Genomic DNA, 15097 nt, shown 5'->3' on the forward strand with positions numbered 1-15097 from the left:
CGCCCGCGGCGCCGGAGGCGACGCCAGCCAGCTGAGTTGGACGAACCGCCCCGGCACCGGAGCATCGGCGACGAGGCGGCTCGGGTCTATGAGCTCACGCTCTGGTGCAGGTCGCGCCATTCAGCGTGAACGAGGACGGGCTGGCGAAACTGCCGGAGTAGGTTCCCTGGAACCCGAAGGACGCGTTGCCGCCGGGCGGGATGCTGCCGTTGTAGTCGACATTGCGGGCCGTGACCGCGCCGCTCGAGCCGCTGATGTTGGCGTTCCACGAACCGGTGATGGACTGGCCGCCCGGCAGGGTGAAGTTGAGCGCCCAGCCGTTGATGGCGTTGCTACCGGTGTTGGCGACGGTGACGTTCGCCGTGAAGCCGGTGTTCCACACGTTCGTGCCGTAGGTGACCCGGCAGGCGGAGGTGCCGCCGGTCGGCCCGGTCGTCGGCCCGGTCGTCGGTCCGGTCGTGGGACCGCCGGTGGGGCCGCCGCCACCGCCGTTCACCGACGCCGAGAAGTTGGTGACGGCCAGGCCGGCGCCGCCGATCCAGGGCTCGAAACCGGCCTGAATGCTGGTCAGGTACCACGAGCTGGTGATCGCGCCACGGTTCTTGGTGTCATTGATGAAGTCGAGGACGCTGAAGCTCCAGCTGCTGATCGGCGACGGCGCCACATAGGAGACGACCTGGTTCGACCCGTTGCTGCCGCGCCAGACCTCCCAGTTACGGCCGCCGATGTTGGCGTTGGCGACCACCGAGCCGATCGGCTGGATCGAGCCCTGCCGGTTGAACCAGATCATGATCTCTTGCTGGTTGACGCCGTCCTTCTTGGGCGACGGGTCCAGCCAGATGTCGTACGCGGCGTCGTAGGTGGCGCCCGAGATGTACTGGTAGTTGATGCTGCTGGTCGCGCTGGAGATGGCGCTGACCTGCATCGGCAGGTTGGTGCCGGGCGAGCAGTTGGTGTAGTGGCAGCCCAGGTAGACCGCCGGGTAGGAGACCGGGGCGCCGCTGGTGCTGCCGGTGCCCTGCTGGGTCTGGATGGAGAAGCCGGTGCTGGTGACGTTGATGCACTGCTGGGCCGAGGTGCCCCAGCGGTTGTTCATCACCACGTACCGGCCGCCGATGGTGGTGCTGCCGTATTGCTCGCAGATCTGCGTATCGGCCGCCGCTGGTCCGGCGACGGCGAAGGCCGTCACGACCGCGCCGGCCAGGAGGCCGAGCGCCGCGAGGGCGCGGATGGCACGTCTCATTGCGAAGCTCCTTGTGAGGGGATCCCGCGGGGACGGGATGGTGGGAGCGCTCCCACGACACGTTACAGGACATTGACGAACCTGAAAAGTAGGTGTCTCCGACAACGTCCGAAGGATCCGTCGGGGGCGCCCGCCCGCGCGGAGAGAATTGCGACATGCAGAGCGGCAATTTGCACTGAGAACTATCGAGAGACAGAATGAAAGCGTATCGACATTCGCGGCGCCACGCCGCGTGCGTATAGTCGTCACTCAAATGACATCGTTGTAGGAGCAGGCACACCATGGCCAAGCAGGTAATAACCCTTCTGACCGACGACCTCGACGGCGGAGAGGCCGACCGCACCGTCGAGTTCGGACTCGACGGTGTGAACTACACGATCGACCTCTCCGAGAAGAACGCCGGCAAGTTGCGTAAGGCACTCGACCCGTTCCTGAACGCGGCCACCCGGGTCGGCCGCAGCACTGCCGTCTCCCCAGCCCGGCGCGGCTCGACGGCCACCACCGGCCGGGCCAGCCGCGACCAGAATCAGGCGATTCGCGAGTGGGCCAACAAGAACGGGTTCGAGGTCTCGGAGCGCGGTCGCATCCCGAGTCACATCGTCGAGGCGTACCACAGCAAGCGATAGGTTGATCCCAGCAGCCGGATAAACGGCGTCGCCGGACTCGGCGGCGCCGTTTTCCTCGCAAAGGGAGACAGTATGCGAGTCGTAATCGTCACCGGGGCGTCGAGCGGAATCGGCCGCGCCACCGCGGTCCGGCTCGGTCGCGCCGGCTGCACCGTGGTGCTTGCCGCCCGGCGGGCCGACGAACTGCGAACGGCCGCCGAGCAGATCGGCACGGCCGTCGCGGTGCCCACCGACGTGCGCGACCCGGCGGCCATCGAGGCGCTGATCGCGCGGGCACTCGAGGTCGGCGGGCGGATCGACGGCCTGGTCAACAACGCCGGGGTCGGCGGCGACTCGTCGATCCTGGCCGCCGACGACGTGGTCACCCAGATGATCGACGTGAACCTCCTGGCGCCGATCCGGCTGATGCGCGCGGTCGTGCCGATCATGCGCGAGCAGGGCGGCGGCTCGATCGTGAACATCGGCTCGGTGGCCGGCGAGATCGGCCTCGGCGGCACGTACTCCGCCACCAAGTTCGCGCTGCGCGGCATGACCGACTCGGTGCGGCGGGAGCTGATCGGCACCGGCATCGGCGTGACGCTGATCGAGCCGGGTTTCATCGACACCGGCTTCAACAACCGCAAGAACCTCCCCGGACCCGAGATCGTCGCCGCCGCGGTCGAGCGCGCCCTGCGCCGGCCGCGCCGCCGCATGGTGGTCCCGGTCAAGTACCGCGCGGCGATGGCCGTCGCGAACGGGCTCCCGTTCCTGACCGACCGCCTCTACGCCGGCCGCGCCGCCCGCCGCCCCCGCGCCTGAACCGGCCGGCACCCCCCACGACCCGCGCGCCCGAACCGGCCGCGCCGCCCACCGGCTCTCCGGTCCGAGACCGCGGGGGCCGCCCGCAAGCCGTCGCTAAGCCGGCCGCTCGCCGTCCGCCGCGCGGTTCGCGAAGCAGGCCGCGAGCTCCCGCCGCGTCCCCAGGCGCAGCTTCCGGAAGGCGTGCGTCAGGTGCGTCTCCACCGTCCGCCGGGTGACGAAAAGCCGCTCGGCTATCTGCGGATTGCTCCAGCCCGCCGCCGCCAGCTCGGCCACCCGCCGCTCGGCCGCTGTCAACGAGTCCCATCCGGACACCGCGGCGCGCCGCGGGCGGGCCCCGGCCGTGTACAGCTCCCGCCGGGCCCGCCGGGCGAGCATCCGCATCCCGCCGCGGTCGGCCGTCTCGAGCGCCATCCGGAGCGGCTCCTTGGCGGCCGCGCGGCAATTCGCCCGGCGCAGCGCCGAGCCGAGGGCCAGCAACGACCGGGTGTGCTCGAGCCGGGCCGGGGTGTCCGCCAGGAGCTCGGCCGACTGCCGCAGCAGGTCGATCGCCTCGCTGCGATCCACGGTCCGCGCCAGGGCCCGCAGCCCGGCCCCGCGCGGGCCGGGCAGACCGACCCGCTCGGCCAGCTCGAGATGCTCGTCGGCGAGCTTGCGGGCGCCGCCGATGTCGTCCAGGGCGACGAGCGCCGCGCAGTCGTCGACGCGCCAGCCCGCGACCCCCGGATGCTCGACACCCAGCCGCCGCCAGGCGAGGGCCGCGGCGAGGCAGTCGTCGTGCGCCTCCACCGGACGGTGCTGGGCGAGCCGCAGACGAGCACGCGTCTCCAGCAGCATCGCGGTGGTGAGAAGGTCGGGCCGCGGATCGGCGCTCGTCAGCAACAGGTCGGCGTCGGCCGGCTGGTCCAGCTCGACCAGCGCGTCGGCCAGCGCCACCAGCGCCCACCCCGACGACGTGCGTTCGAACGCGGAGCGCGCATCGGCCTCCGCGTCGGTGATCCGGCCCCGGCGCGATTCCGCGATCGCCCACAGGGCGCTCTCATGGGCCCGTGCCGCCGGCCCACGCCCCGGAGCAGGCAACGCCCCAACGCTCTCCCCGGCCGAACCCGCTCGCCACGGAGCAGGCAACGCCCCGGCGCTGTCGCCGGCCGCCCCCACCCACCCGCGCCCGGCAGGCAGCGGTGAGTCCTCGCACGCGATCTGCGTGAGCGTGGCGAAGGTCCCGAGCATCGGGCCGGCGTCATCGGCCAGCGCGCCGCCGGCGACCGCCGCGGTCAGCAGGCCCATCGACTCGGTGGCGGGCCGAGCGTCGCACACCGACTCCCACGCCGCGTGGACCAGCCACAGCGCGTGCCCGTCCGGGTCGGCGAGGCGGTCGTGCAGGCGCGCGCGGGCCTCGGCCACCGTCGATGCCCGGAGCCACGCGGCGCCGACGAGCTCCGCTTCCAGCCGGGTCAGCAGCCAAGCGGCGTCGACCGGCCCGGCGCGACCCAGGCGGTCCGCATCGGCGCGACCCTGGCGGCCCGCATCGGTGAGACCCAGGCGGCAGAGCTGGATCGACTCGTCGATCTGGCCGGCCAGGGCGAGGGCGCGCCCGCCGGCCAGGGCGATCCGCGCCCGCTGGGCCGGGGTCGGCGCCGACCGCACCGCGTCCTCCAGCTCGGCGCCGGCCCCGGCCTGCCCGTGGGCCGCGAGCAACAGTCCCAGCTCGCCGCGCGCCTCGGCCTCGACGGCACGATCCGCGGGCGGCTCGGCCAGCGCCCGCCGGAGGAAGGCCAGCGCGCCCGCCGGCTCGCCGCGCTGCTCGGCCCGGCTCGCGGCGTCCCGGAGGATCGCGACGGTGGCCGGCGAAGCCGCGGGCTCGCTGTGCAGCAGGTGCGCGGCCACCGCCTCCGGCTCGGCCCGCTCCCGCCGCAGGAGCGCGGCCACCCGCGCATGGCGGAGCGAACGCTCGCCGGGCGCCATCCCGCCGTACAGGGCGCCGGCCACCAGCGGATGCGTCAGCCCGCAGGTGGCGCCGTCGCCGTCGAGCAGCCCGGCGGCCCGGAGGTGGTCGGCCAGCCGCGCCGCGTCGGCCGCGCCGAGCTCCGCGACCTCGCGGGCGTGGCGCAGCGGCGCCCGGCCGCCGAGCACGGCGAAGGCCCGGGCCAGGGCGTCCGCGCCGGCCGGGAGGCGGCCGAGCCGGGCCTGCACGCGGCGCGTCACCTGGGCCGGCCCGATGGCGGCCAGCGATGCCGCGGTCTCGTCCGTCGGCTCGATCCGCTCGCCGATGAGGTGGTCCAGCAGCGCGCCGAGCAGGAACGGGTTTCCGCCGGTCGCGGCGTGCACGGCGGCGCCGAAGGCGGGCCCGGCGTGGGGCAGCCGCTCGCGGACGACCGCCCCCACGGCGGCCGCGTCCAGTGGCCGGGGACGGATCGGGGCCTCCGGCGCCGCGGCGAGCAGCTGAGTGAAGAGGCCGGTGTCGGTCGGCGCCTCGCCGGACCGGACCGCGCAGACGACACCGAGCGGAAGATGGGCGATCCGGTGAGTCAATCGCACGAGCCAGCGCAGCGACCGGACGTCGGTCCACTGGGCGTCGTCGATCACCATCAGCGTCGGCGATCGCTCGGCCAGGCCGCAGGCGAGCGAGATCAGCCCGTGGGCGCCCGTGTGCGCGGCATCGCCCGATTGCGACCGGGCCGGCGGCTCCGGGTCGAGCACCCGCACCGCGAGAGCGGCGGCGCCCACCGCCAGCTCGGGCCATTCCGGGCCGGCCCGGATGGGCCGGAAGAGCTGACGCGCGACCGCCCAGCCCGCGTCGCGTTCGAGCGGGGCGGCCCACGCCCGCAGCACCCGGACGCCGGCCGTCCGGGTCTTGCGGACGGCCGCGCCGAGCAGGCTCGACTTGCCGATGCCGGCCGGGCCCTCGACCACGATCAGGCGACCGGAGCCGGCTCGCACGGCGCGGATCTGCCGCTCGAGGGCGGCGATCTCCCGTTGCCGGTCCAGCAGTTCCGGTGGCACCCACCGAGTCTGTTGCCGGCCACGGCGAGGTGTCCAGCTACGGTCGGCCACCCGTCAGGCCAATTCTCGTGGTGCGCTCCACGATTCGCCGCCGGCGCCGCTCGCCGACTCTGGGAGACAGCAGGCGCCTGCGAACATCCGAAACGACCGAGGAGAACAACCGTGACCATCGCGCAGAACGACGTCAACGTCATCACGATCGAGAGCGACAACGACGACTTCAAGGCCGGCGCCCCGATCAACCTCAAAGTGCGGGCGGAGGTCGGCGGGGCCCTGTTCGGCACCGGTGGCAAATACCGGGTCCGGCTCACGCTGACCGACCTCACCAACCCCGCGCTGCTGAACTCCCAGGAGACCGTGGGCAACTTCGGTGACGCCAACTGGCCGGCCGCCGGGGACAACCTGTTCAGCTTCTCGGTGCCGGCCGCCGCGACCGCCGGCCGCTCCGGCGATCTGATTCAGCCCCAGGCCCGCCTGATCGGCAACGCGGCCGCCCCGTTCGACAACTCGTTCGTCGTCGGGGACACCCTGTTGCTGACGCCCTGAGAGAGCGCCGTCATGCGGCCCGTTCCACCCGGAGCGGACCGCATGCCGGTGGCGCCGGGTGTGGTCAGGGCAGGTAGTAGTTCGGGTTCGGGAGCTTGAAGGTCTGGTCGGCGTAGCCGCCCTTGAGGTCGCTGTACTGGTCGCCGAAGTTGGCCACGATGTCGTAGCCGAGCGACTCGATGTGCGCCCGGGTCGCGGCCTTGTAGTGGATCGTCGTGCACTTGCCGTCCGGGTCGGCGGCGCACGCCTTCTTCAGATAGGCCGGGTACGCGCTGACGTCCGGCTTGGTGAACAGCCCGTCCTCCCCGCCGCGCAGCGTCGTCGGCTTGGGGAAGCCGGCGTCCACGCCCACCCCGTCGGCGGTGAGGTTGCCGAGCGTGGCCTGCTCCTGCGAGGTCGGCCGCCCGGTCAGATAGAAGATCGCGTAGCCCTCGCGCTCGGCCGTCCGCACGGTCGCGACCATCCCGGGCACCGCCGGGAACTTCTGGCCGTTGACGTAGTCGGCGTTGGTGGCGGGGTTGTACGCCCAGTTGCTGAACACCTCGTAGTTCCAGGTGGCCAGCGTCGTGTCGTCCACGTCCAGGACGATCGCCTTGGTGACGTGGCCGTGCGCGCGGTGGTGGCTCAGATAACGGACGCCTTCCGACGCCACCTTGGAGGCCTCGCGAGCGTAGTTGCTCGTGGCCGCGAACTGCCCGGTGCCGAGCGGGTCGCCGTAGTAGTTGCGCAACTGCTGACGCAGCACGTCGATGTTGGTGACGTCCTTCTCGGACCGTGGCGTGATGGTTTTGATCGCCGGTTGAGCGGTGCTCGTGGCCGCGGCCCAGCCGACGCCGGCGCCACCCAGCACCGCCGCCGTGACGGCCACCGCGGCCACCGCGATGCGGCGGGGACCGCGCAGGGAAGTGATGTTCATCCGGCGGACGTTACGCCGCCCGGCCGTCCGGCACATATGACATTTGAGCTAGCGCCTCGGTGCCGTCGACCGGGCTCGACCACAGGTAGCCCTGGCCGAGCGGGCAGCCGAGCCGGGCCAGCAGGTCGCGGTGGACCGGCGACTCGATGCCCTCGGCGATCACCGTGAGGCCGAGCGTCTGCGCCAGCCCGACGATCCCGGTGACCAGGGCCAGCTGTTGCGGGCTGTCCACCATGTCGTCGACGAACATCTTGTCGATCTTCACCACGTCGACCGGGCGCCGGTGCAGGTAGCCGAGCGACGAGTACCCGGTGCCGAAGTCGTCGATGGCCACCCGTACGCCGTGCTCGCGAAGAAGCGCGAGGTCACGCCAGACCGTTTCGTGATCGCCCGCCAGCAAGGTCTCGGTCAGCTCGATCATCAATGCCGCCGGCGGCACGCCGGCGTACGCCAGGGCCTGCAGCACCTCGTCGACGAAGCCCGCCTCGCGGAACTGCCGCACCGAGACGTTGACGCTCACGTAGGGCAGGCGGTCCGGCGGCAGGGCGCGGCGCCACTGCGCGACCGTGTGCAGCGCCTGCTGCAGCACCCAGCGGCCGATCGGCACGATCAGCCCGCTCTCCTCGGCCACCGCGATGAACTCGGCCGGCGCGACGACGCCCTTGGTCGGGTGGTACCAGCGGACCAGCGCCTCGAAGCCCACCGGCTCCTCCGAGCCGAGATCCACGATCGGCTGGTACGCGAGCAGGAAGTGCCCCTCGTGCACCGCGTGATCGAGCGCCGACCGCAGCTCCAGCCGCTCCACCATCGCGTCGTGCAGGTGCGACTGGTAGCGCCGCCACTGGTTCTTGCCGGCCCCCTTGGCCACGTAGAGCGCGAGGTCGGCCTGCCGGAGCAGCTCGTCGGCGCTGTCCGCCTCGGGGGTGGTGGTGATGCCGATGCTGGCCACCGCGTTCAGCGAGGTCTCGCCGTCGATCACGATCGGCTCGGCGAGCGCGGCCAGGATGCGGTTGGCGGTCTCCTCCACCGCGCCCGGGTCCTGGACGTTCTCGACCAGCGCCGCGAACTCGTCGCCGCCCAGCCGCGCGGCCGTGTCGTCGGCCCGCAGCGCGCCGGCGATCCGGTCGGCCACCGCGATCAGCAGCGCGTCGCCGACCGCGTGCCCGAGCGTGTCGTTGACGATCTTGAAGTCGTCCAGGTCGATGAAGAGCACGCCGACCACCGAGCCGTCGCGGGCGCCCCGGGCCAGCGCGTGCTCGAGCCGGTCGTGGAACAGCACGCGGTTGGCCAGCCCGGTCATCGCGTCGTGGAACGCCTGGTGGGTGAGCTCCTGCTCGAGGCGGCGCTGCCGGGTCACGTCGCGCAGCGTGAGCACCACGCCGGCCACGGTCGGCTCCTCCGACAGATCGGACCGGTGCATTTCGAGCAGCGTGTCGGCGGGCCCGCGAAGATCGGCGCCGTCATGCGACAGCAGCGGCAGATCGTCCGGATGGATCAGGTCGGCCAGCGACGATCCGGTCGGGTCGAGGCCGAAGACGCGCACCGCCGACGGGCTGGCGTACCGGATGACGAGGTCGTCGAGGATGAGGATGACGTCGGCGGTGTTCTGCACCAAGGTCCGGAAGTAGGTCTCGCTGTCGCGGCGGGTCACCTCCTGGCTGAGCTCGATCCGCTCCAGCGCCAGCGCCGCCTGCCCGGCCAGCACCTCGAGAGCCCGCCGCAGCCCCGGCAGCTCCTTCTCGGGCGCGCCCACGTGCAGCACGCCCACCAGCGGCTCCCCCACCGGCCGGTCCGCCAGGACCATCGGGCAGCGCAGTGTGGTGCTGAACTGGGTGAGCCGCACCGCGACCGCCCAGTCCAGGTCGCGGGTCGGCACGATCCCGGCCGCGCGCTGCACCGCCGGCCCGTCCTGCGCGACCGCCCGCGCCAGCACCACCCCGTGTGGGGTGTGCGGCGGCAGCAACTGCTCCACCGCCGTGCGCACCGCGTCGGCCACCGCGTCCACATCGACCGCCGAGACCAGCGCCGCCGACGCCTGCCGCAGGCCGCGCTCGCGGGCGAGGGCCTGCCGGTGGTTCGCCATCGCGCCGGCCATCCGCAGCAGCACCAGCAGGAACGTGATCGCGCTCAGCACCGCCACCACGGTCGGCCCCACCGCCAACAGCACGGCCGGGGCGACCAGCGCCAGCAGCGCCACCCGCAGGCGGCCCCGCTCGGAGGGCGGCTCGCCGGCCGGCACGCTCAGGAAGTTCATCGAGGAGTGCAGGGCCGCCAGGCCCGCCCCGGCATAGAACGCGAAGCGGCCCAGCGCGGCCATGTCGCCGATCCAGCCCAGCTCGTACCCCACGTCGGCGAGCAGCATCAGCACCACGCCGCCGCCGAGCAGGCTGCCCGCCATCAGCCGGCGGGTGCTCAGCAGCCGGGTCACCAGGCCCAGGCAGAGCAGGTCCCCGAGCGGGTAGGCCAGCATCAGCCAGTCGTGGTCGGCCACCCGCGGCGCGAGCACGAACGTCCACGCGATCAGCGCGCCGCCGGCGGTGACGGTGAGCGCGTCGAGCAGCGCCGCCCGGTCCCGGGCCCGGCCGGCCCGGCGCCGCACGAAGGTCAGCAGCACACCGGCCAGCACGGGATAGGCCGCGATGATCGGCGCCGCCCCGGCGTCGGCCGGGAACAGCGCCCCGCCGGCCGTCGACAACGTCACCGCCGCCGCGAGCCAGGCCCACGGCGTACGGTCGCCGGCCCGGTTGCGCCGCACGCCCCACCAGATCGCCGCGACCGCGGAGAGCCCCGCCGCCAGGCCGATCGCCGGCCGCTGCCCCGGCGCCAGGCAGAAGGCGACCACGAGGGCCACCATCCACGCGCCGAAGACCGGCATACCGCTCCCTTCGTCCTACTTCCGGTTCGCAGATCGGCCCGGCCCGGCGCCAGTTGAGACAATCGGCGGGTGCTCCTCGAGTTCATCCGCGCCCACACCGAGCTGGCCGCCGTGCCCTTCGTCCCCGAGATCTCCCTCTTCCAGGCCGCCGAGCCGATCGAGCTCTGGGAGAAGACCGAGGAATCCGGCGCCCCGCAGCCCCCGCCGTTCTGGGCCTTCGCCTGGGCGGGCGGTCAGGCGCTGGCCCGCCACCTGCTCGACCACCCCGGCCTGGTGGCCGGCCGCTCCGTGCTCGATTTGGCGACCGGCTCCGGCCTGGTCGCGGTGGCCGCCGCGCGCGCCGGCGCGGCGCCGGTGACCGCGAACGACATCGACCCCTACTCGCTGGCCGCCGCCGAGGCCAACGCCATCGCCAACGACGTCGAGGTCGCGCTCTTCGAGGGCGACGTGCTCGACACCGACCCCGAGGCCGCGGTGATCCTGGCCGGCGACGTCTTCTACAGCCGCGAGATGGCCGCTCGCGTGCTGCCTTTCCTGCGCCGCGCGGCGGGCCGCGGCTGCCTGGTCCTGGTCGGCGATCCGGGCCGCGCCTACCTCCCCGCCGACGGCCTGATCGAGCGGGCTGCCTACGACGTGCCGGTGATCGAGTCGCTGGAGAGCGTGCCGTTCCGGCACACGTCGGTGTGGCAGGTGCGTTGAGAGCTTCCTTGCACGGGTACGGGGCGCGGTCCGTTCCGCCGAATTCGGGGTCGTCCCCGCCGCGCGGAACCGGCTGGCTGCAACTCCGGCCCGCCGGACACGCTGCGGCCGGTGTGGCCCGTTGCTAGCCTCTAGGCTGGTCACCGAGAGCGACCCGCCGCCGGCTCCGGGGGTGGGCGCGCCAGCTGCCACGGCCCGGACGGTGCCTGGTCACGCCGAGCGGGGCCCCTCACGCTCGGCGGCCCCCGCCGCGCAGCTCTGATGAATTGGCGCGCGCGACGAACGCGAACTCATCAACATCGCGCTGCGCACCGGAGCCCGCCCGCGCTCAGCCGACCGCTCTGATGAATTGGCGCACGCGACTGAATAGCACGCGACGAACGCGAAGTCATCAACATCGCGCTGCGCAGCCGCCCACTCGGCCGCAGCGGATCTGCGGCCTGGCGTTGCACTCAGCTTGTTCTGCGCGGCGGGGACTGGCCGGATTCGGCGGGAAGCGGCCTCCTCGTACGATCAAAGGCTTTTTTGCAGTAATTCGCGTAGCTCGAAGCCGTCGGCGATGGTCTCGTCGGCGACCGGCCAGGGGCCGGCGGGCTCGGTGGCGGTGCGCGGCGAGCGCATCAGAACGGCCAGCGCCACGTCGGCCCGGCGGGCGCACCGGATGTCGCGGCGGCGGCTGTCGCCCACGAACCAGCATGATTGCGGGGCGACGCTAAGCAGGTCGGTGGCGTTCCAGATCATTTGCGGGTTGGGCTTGCGGACGCCGGCCTCGTCGCTGTAGATCTGCGCGGCGAAGAAGCCGGACATTTTGGCCTTCTCGAGGAAGTCGCGGTGGGCGGCGCCGGAGAGGGTGTTGCTGACCACCGCCATCGGGATGCCGGCGTCGCGGGCGGTGGCGAGCGCCTCGGGGATGCCGGGGCGAAGGTCCCAATTGTCGCGATAGGCCCACTCGTAGGAGAGCTTCTTGACCGCGCCGCGCACGGGGACCTGGGCGGCCGGCGGCCAGCCGGGAAGGATGAACCGCTCCCAGACCTCGGCCTGGGACAGCTCGTCGGGCCAGTCCTCGTCGCGCCAGCGGGCGTAGGCGGCGGCGCCGTCGGTGAGCGAGCGCTGGATCTGGCCGGGGGTCAGCGCGCCCCGCGACAGGTTGTAGATGCGCAGGACCAGGGCGGGCGGGGCGGATCGCTGGGGTGGCGCGTCGGCGAGCACGCCGCCGAAGTCCAGGAGCAGGGCGCCGGGACGCATGTCAGCGAGCGGTGCCCAGCGTCCAGGCGCGGACCCCGCCGACGATGCCGGCCGTGTTCGGCACGACCACCACGTCGTCGCCCATCCGGGCCAGCTGGGTGGGGGTGATCAGCCGGGAGTTGCCGCCGCCGAGGTAGAGGCGGTCCCAGAGGAACACCGGGCGCAGGCCGTCGACGACGTTGCGCACGCGGCGGGACCAGAGCGCGTCGCCGAGGCGGCGGCGCTCGTGCTCGCCGATGTACGTGTCGTAGGACATCCCCCACCGCACCGGCGCCTGCGACATCTCCAGGTGCGGGGCGAGCACGCCGCCGTCGAAGAGCGCGCAGCCCAGCCCCGTGCCGAGGGTCAGCATCAGCTCGCAGCCCGTCCCGGCCACGACGCCGGCGCCGTGCACCTCGGCGTCGTTGAGCACCAGGGTGGGCAGGCCGAACGCCTCGGCCAGCGCGGTACGGGCGTCGAAGCCGCCCCACGCCGTGAGCAGCTCGGGATCGACCCGGGTGCGCGGGCCGGAGCGGGTCACGTAGTGCGGGGTGGCCACCACGACGCCGTGCCGCAGCATGCCGGGCATGCCGACGGTGACCCGGTCGGCCTGCGGGAGGCGCTCGCCCAGCTGCACCAGCGTCTTCACGAACAGGTCGGGCGGCAACGGGTACGGCGTGGGCACGCGCAACGGCTGGGCCCGCATCGTGCCGGCCTCGTCGAGCACGGAGCCCTTGATGCCTCCGCCGCCGCAGTCGATCGTCAGGGTGAAAGCCACGCCGCCAGTGTGCATGGAGGTCACCTCCTCGCACAGCAATTGTGACCCCTACGCCTCCTGGGCGGCCTTGGGCAGCGGGCGCAGCCGTACCCGCGTGATGGCCCGGCCGGTGACCTCGACCACCTCGGCCGTGAACCCCGGCAATTCGACCACCTCGCCCGGATCGGTGGGAATGTGGCCCAGCGCCGCCAGGACCATCCCGGCCACCGTGGTGTAGTCGCCGTCCTCGTGGGCGTTCGACTCGTCGTGCAGGCCGATGTCGGGCAGGTCGTGGATGGGGAACGAGCCGGGCAGCAGCAGCGCGCCGTCGGCCTCGCGGACCACGGCGGCCACATCCCGGTCGGTCTCGTCGTAGATCTCGCCGACGATCTCCTCGACCAGGTCCTCCATGGTGACGATGCCGTCGATCGCGCCCCGCTCGTCGACCACGAGGGCCAGTTGGACGCGCTCGCCGCGCATCTGGCGCAGCGCGTCGCTCACCCGCAGCGTCTCGGGCAGGAAGAGCCCGGGACGGCAGACCGCGTCGACCGCGCCCTCGGCGTCGACCAGGTCGCGCAGGTGCACCACGCCGATCACGTCGTCGAGGCCGGACGGGCCGACCACGGGGGCGCGGGAGTGGCCGCCGGCGATCAGCGAGCGCAGCGCCTCGTGCGCGGGCGTGCCGGTGGCGAGCGTGAGCACGTCGCGGCGGGGGACGAGGATCTCGCGCAGGATCCGGTCGGCGATCTCGAAGGCGCCACTGATGATCGTGCGCTGCTCGATCGAGAAATCCTGCTGCGCGGCGACCATGTCGCGGATCTCCTCGGTGGTGACCTCCTCGCGCTGGGCGGCCGGGTCGCCGCCGGCCAGCCGCACCACCACGTTGGTCGCGGCGCCGAGCAGCCACACCGCGGGCCGGGAGATCGTCGCGAGGATGTCGAGCGGGCGGGCGACCAGCAGCGCCCAGCCCTCGGTGCGCTGCATCGCGATCCGCTTCGGCGCGAGCTCGCCGATCACCAGCGTCACGAAGGTCAGCGCGATCGTGACGATCACGATGGCGACCGGCTGGGCGGCGTTGCCGAGGAAGCTCAGCGGGCCGAGCAGCGGCTTGGACAGCGACACGGCGGCCGCCGCCGAGGCCAGGAAGCCGGCCAGGGTGATGCCGATCTGGATGGTGGCGAGGAACCGGTTGGGGTCGCGGGTGAGCCGGCCCAGGACCTTGCCGCTGCGGGACTGCCGTTCCAGCCGCTGGATCTGGCTGTCCCGCAGCGACACCAGCGCCATCTCGCTCCCGGAGAAGGCGGCGTTCACGAGCACGAGCACCAGGACCAGGACGATCTCTCCGCCGGTGCCACCCATTTGTCGTCAGCTCTCCCGTTTCAGCGGATGCGAAGGGGATCAACGTACCCAGAGTGGTTGTTCAATACCCCGCGAACGACCGGATCGGCATCCGCGGTCCGAAGCGCGGTGCGCCGATGCCGCCGTGCGCGAGCAGGTCACAGACCCGGCCCCGGTGTCCACGGAACGGCTCGAGCAGCTCCAGCATCCGCTCGTCGGTGCCGCGGGCCTCGCCGGCCAGGGCCCAGGCGACCGTGTTGGGCACGTGGTAGTCGCCGACGCTCACCGCGTCCGGGTCGCCGTAGGCCACGCGGACCACCTCGGCGGCGGTCCACGGTCCGATGCCCGGCAGCGCGGTCAGCCGGCGGGTGGCCTCGGCCGGGCCGGCGCAGCGCTCGATGCGGCCGGCCTCCCGGGCCGCGCGCAGCAGGGACTGGGTGCGGCGCTGCTCGACGCCGAGCGGATGGAACACCCAGTAGGGCGAGGCCGCTATCGCGGCCGGATCGGGCGGGAGCAGCAGATCCACCGGGCCCGGCGCCGGCTCGCCGAATTTCCGGCAGATCTTGCGGTACGCCCGGAAGGCCTCGACGCCGGTGACCTTCTGCTCGAGGATCGCGCGCAGCACGCGGTGGAAGACCAGTCCGGTGGCCGGCATCCGCAGGCCGGCGAAGGTGCGCGCCAGCCGATGCACCAGCGGGTGGGCCTTGGCGAGGGCCGGGAAGCCGGTCACGTCGTCGCGCAGGCCGGCGATGGCGTCGGCCCGCTCGGTCAGCCAGGCTTCCCCGGGACCGTAGGCGGTGGCTTCGATCTCGCCGCCGGACAGTGCCAGGTGCAGCGTGCCCGGGCCGGCGGGGGTGCGGGCGGCCATCCACAAGTCGCCGGCGCTCACCCGCACACAGGGGTCGCCGTTGGGCGCCTGAAGCGAGGCGAGCGACGGCCCGAAGGCATATCGCTCGGGCAGGGTCAGGCGACGGGACACCCGGCAACTCTGCCACACAAAAGGCCGATGGCCCTGACCGCGCTCCCGGTCAGGGCCATCGGGGGGCGACCGGACACCCGAGTGATCCAGGTC

General features: G+C 73.0%; 12 protein-coding genes. 4 read left to right on the plus strand and 8 right to left on the minus strand.

Annotation, left to right across the window (positions count from 1 at the left end; genetic code table 11):
• Positions 1 to 94: 94 nt before the first annotated feature.
• Positions 95 to 1243, minus strand: coding sequence for a glycoside hydrolase family 12 protein (locus ACFQS1_RS18930; RefSeq protein ID WP_378969945.1), 1149 nt, complete (start codon positions 1241 to 1243; stop codon positions 95 to 97).
• A gap of 281 nt (positions 1244 to 1524) precedes the next feature.
• Between ACFQS1_RS18930 and ACFQS1_RS18935 the strand changes: the two genes are divergently transcribed.
• Both ACFQS1_RS18935 and ACFQS1_RS18940 read left to right on the plus strand, forming a co-directional pair.
• The gene (locus ACFQS1_RS18935) at positions 1525 to 1869 is read left to right on the plus strand and encodes a histone-like nucleoid-structuring protein Lsr2 (protein ID WP_378969947.1); all 345 of its coding nucleotides are present in this window, start codon (positions 1525 to 1527) and stop codon (positions 1867 to 1869) included.
• Between the two features lie 72 nt (positions 1870 to 1941).
• On the plus strand, positions 1942 to 2667 hold the full coding sequence (locus ACFQS1_RS18940; protein ID WP_378969949.1) for an SDR family NAD(P)-dependent oxidoreductase: 726 nt from the start codon (positions 1942 to 1944) through the stop codon (positions 2665 to 2667).
• Between the two features lie 96 nt (positions 2668 to 2763).
• Here ACFQS1_RS18940 and ACFQS1_RS18945 read toward each other — a convergent pair whose 3' ends face one another.
• The gene (locus ACFQS1_RS18945; protein ID WP_378969951.1) at positions 2764 to 5670 is read right to left on the minus strand and encodes a helix-turn-helix transcriptional regulator; all 2907 of its coding nucleotides are present in this window, start codon (positions 5668 to 5670) and stop codon (positions 2764 to 2766) included.
• A gap of 162 nt (positions 5671 to 5832) precedes the next feature.
• Between ACFQS1_RS18945 and ACFQS1_RS18950 the strand changes: the two genes are divergently transcribed.
• Positions 5833 to 6216, plus strand: coding sequence for a hypothetical protein (locus tag ACFQS1_RS18950; RefSeq protein WP_378969953.1), 384 nt, complete (start codon positions 5833 to 5835; stop codon positions 6214 to 6216).
• A gap of 64 nt (positions 6217 to 6280) precedes the next feature.
• Here the strand turns inward: ACFQS1_RS18950 and ACFQS1_RS18955 are convergent, their stop codons facing one another.
• Both ACFQS1_RS18955 and ACFQS1_RS18960 read right to left on the minus strand, forming a co-directional pair.
• Positions 6281 to 7132, minus strand: coding sequence for an HAD family acid phosphatase (locus ACFQS1_RS18955; RefSeq protein WP_378969955.1), 852 nt, complete (start codon positions 7130 to 7132; stop codon positions 6281 to 6283).
• A 10-nt stretch (positions 7133 to 7142) separates the two neighbouring features.
• Positions 7143 to 10007: a putative bifunctional diguanylate cyclase/phosphodiesterase gene (locus ACFQS1_RS18960; protein WP_378969958.1), complete on the minus strand. Its 2865-nt coding sequence runs from the start codon at positions 10005 to 10007 to the stop codon at positions 7143 to 7145.
• A 69-nt stretch (positions 10008 to 10076) separates the two neighbouring features.
• On the opposite strand from ACFQS1_RS18960, the gene ACFQS1_RS18965 reads away from it, so the two are divergent.
• The gene (locus ACFQS1_RS18965; protein WP_378969960.1) at positions 10077 to 10706 is read left to right on the plus strand and encodes a class I SAM-dependent methyltransferase; all 630 of its coding nucleotides are present in this window, start codon (positions 10077 to 10079) and stop codon (positions 10704 to 10706) included.
• Between the two features lie 513 nt (positions 10707 to 11219).
• Here ACFQS1_RS18965 and ACFQS1_RS18970 read toward each other — a convergent pair.
• From ACFQS1_RS18970 to ACFQS1_RS18985, 4 genes are all read right to left on the minus strand, one after another.
• Complete coding sequence (locus ACFQS1_RS18970) at positions 11220 to 11951, minus strand: HAD family hydrolase (protein WP_378969962.1); 732 nt, start codon at positions 11949 to 11951, stop codon at positions 11220 to 11222.
• Between the two features lies 1 nt (position 11952).
• On the minus strand, positions 11953 to 12708 hold the full coding sequence (locus ACFQS1_RS18975; RefSeq protein ID WP_378969965.1) for an ROK family protein: 756 nt from the start codon (positions 12706 to 12708) through the stop codon (positions 11953 to 11955).
• A gap of 48 nt (positions 12709 to 12756) precedes the next feature.
• The gene (locus ACFQS1_RS18980; RefSeq protein ID WP_378969967.1) at positions 12757 to 14046 is read right to left on the minus strand and encodes a hemolysin family protein; all 1290 of its coding nucleotides are present in this window, start codon (positions 14044 to 14046) and stop codon (positions 12757 to 12759) included.
• A 61-nt stretch (positions 14047 to 14107) separates the two neighbouring features.
• A complete protein-coding gene (locus tag ACFQS1_RS18985; RefSeq protein WP_378969970.1) occupies positions 14108 to 15004 on the minus strand; it encodes a DNA-3-methyladenine glycosylase family protein in 897 nt (298 codons plus the stop codon).
• Positions 15005 to 15097: the final 93 nt, after the last annotated feature.

Source organism: Paractinoplanes rhizophilus (assembly GCF_042664765.1).
Taxonomy (GTDB): Bacteria; Actinomycetota; Actinomycetes; order Mycobacteriales; family Micromonosporaceae; genus Actinoplanes; species Actinoplanes rhizophilus.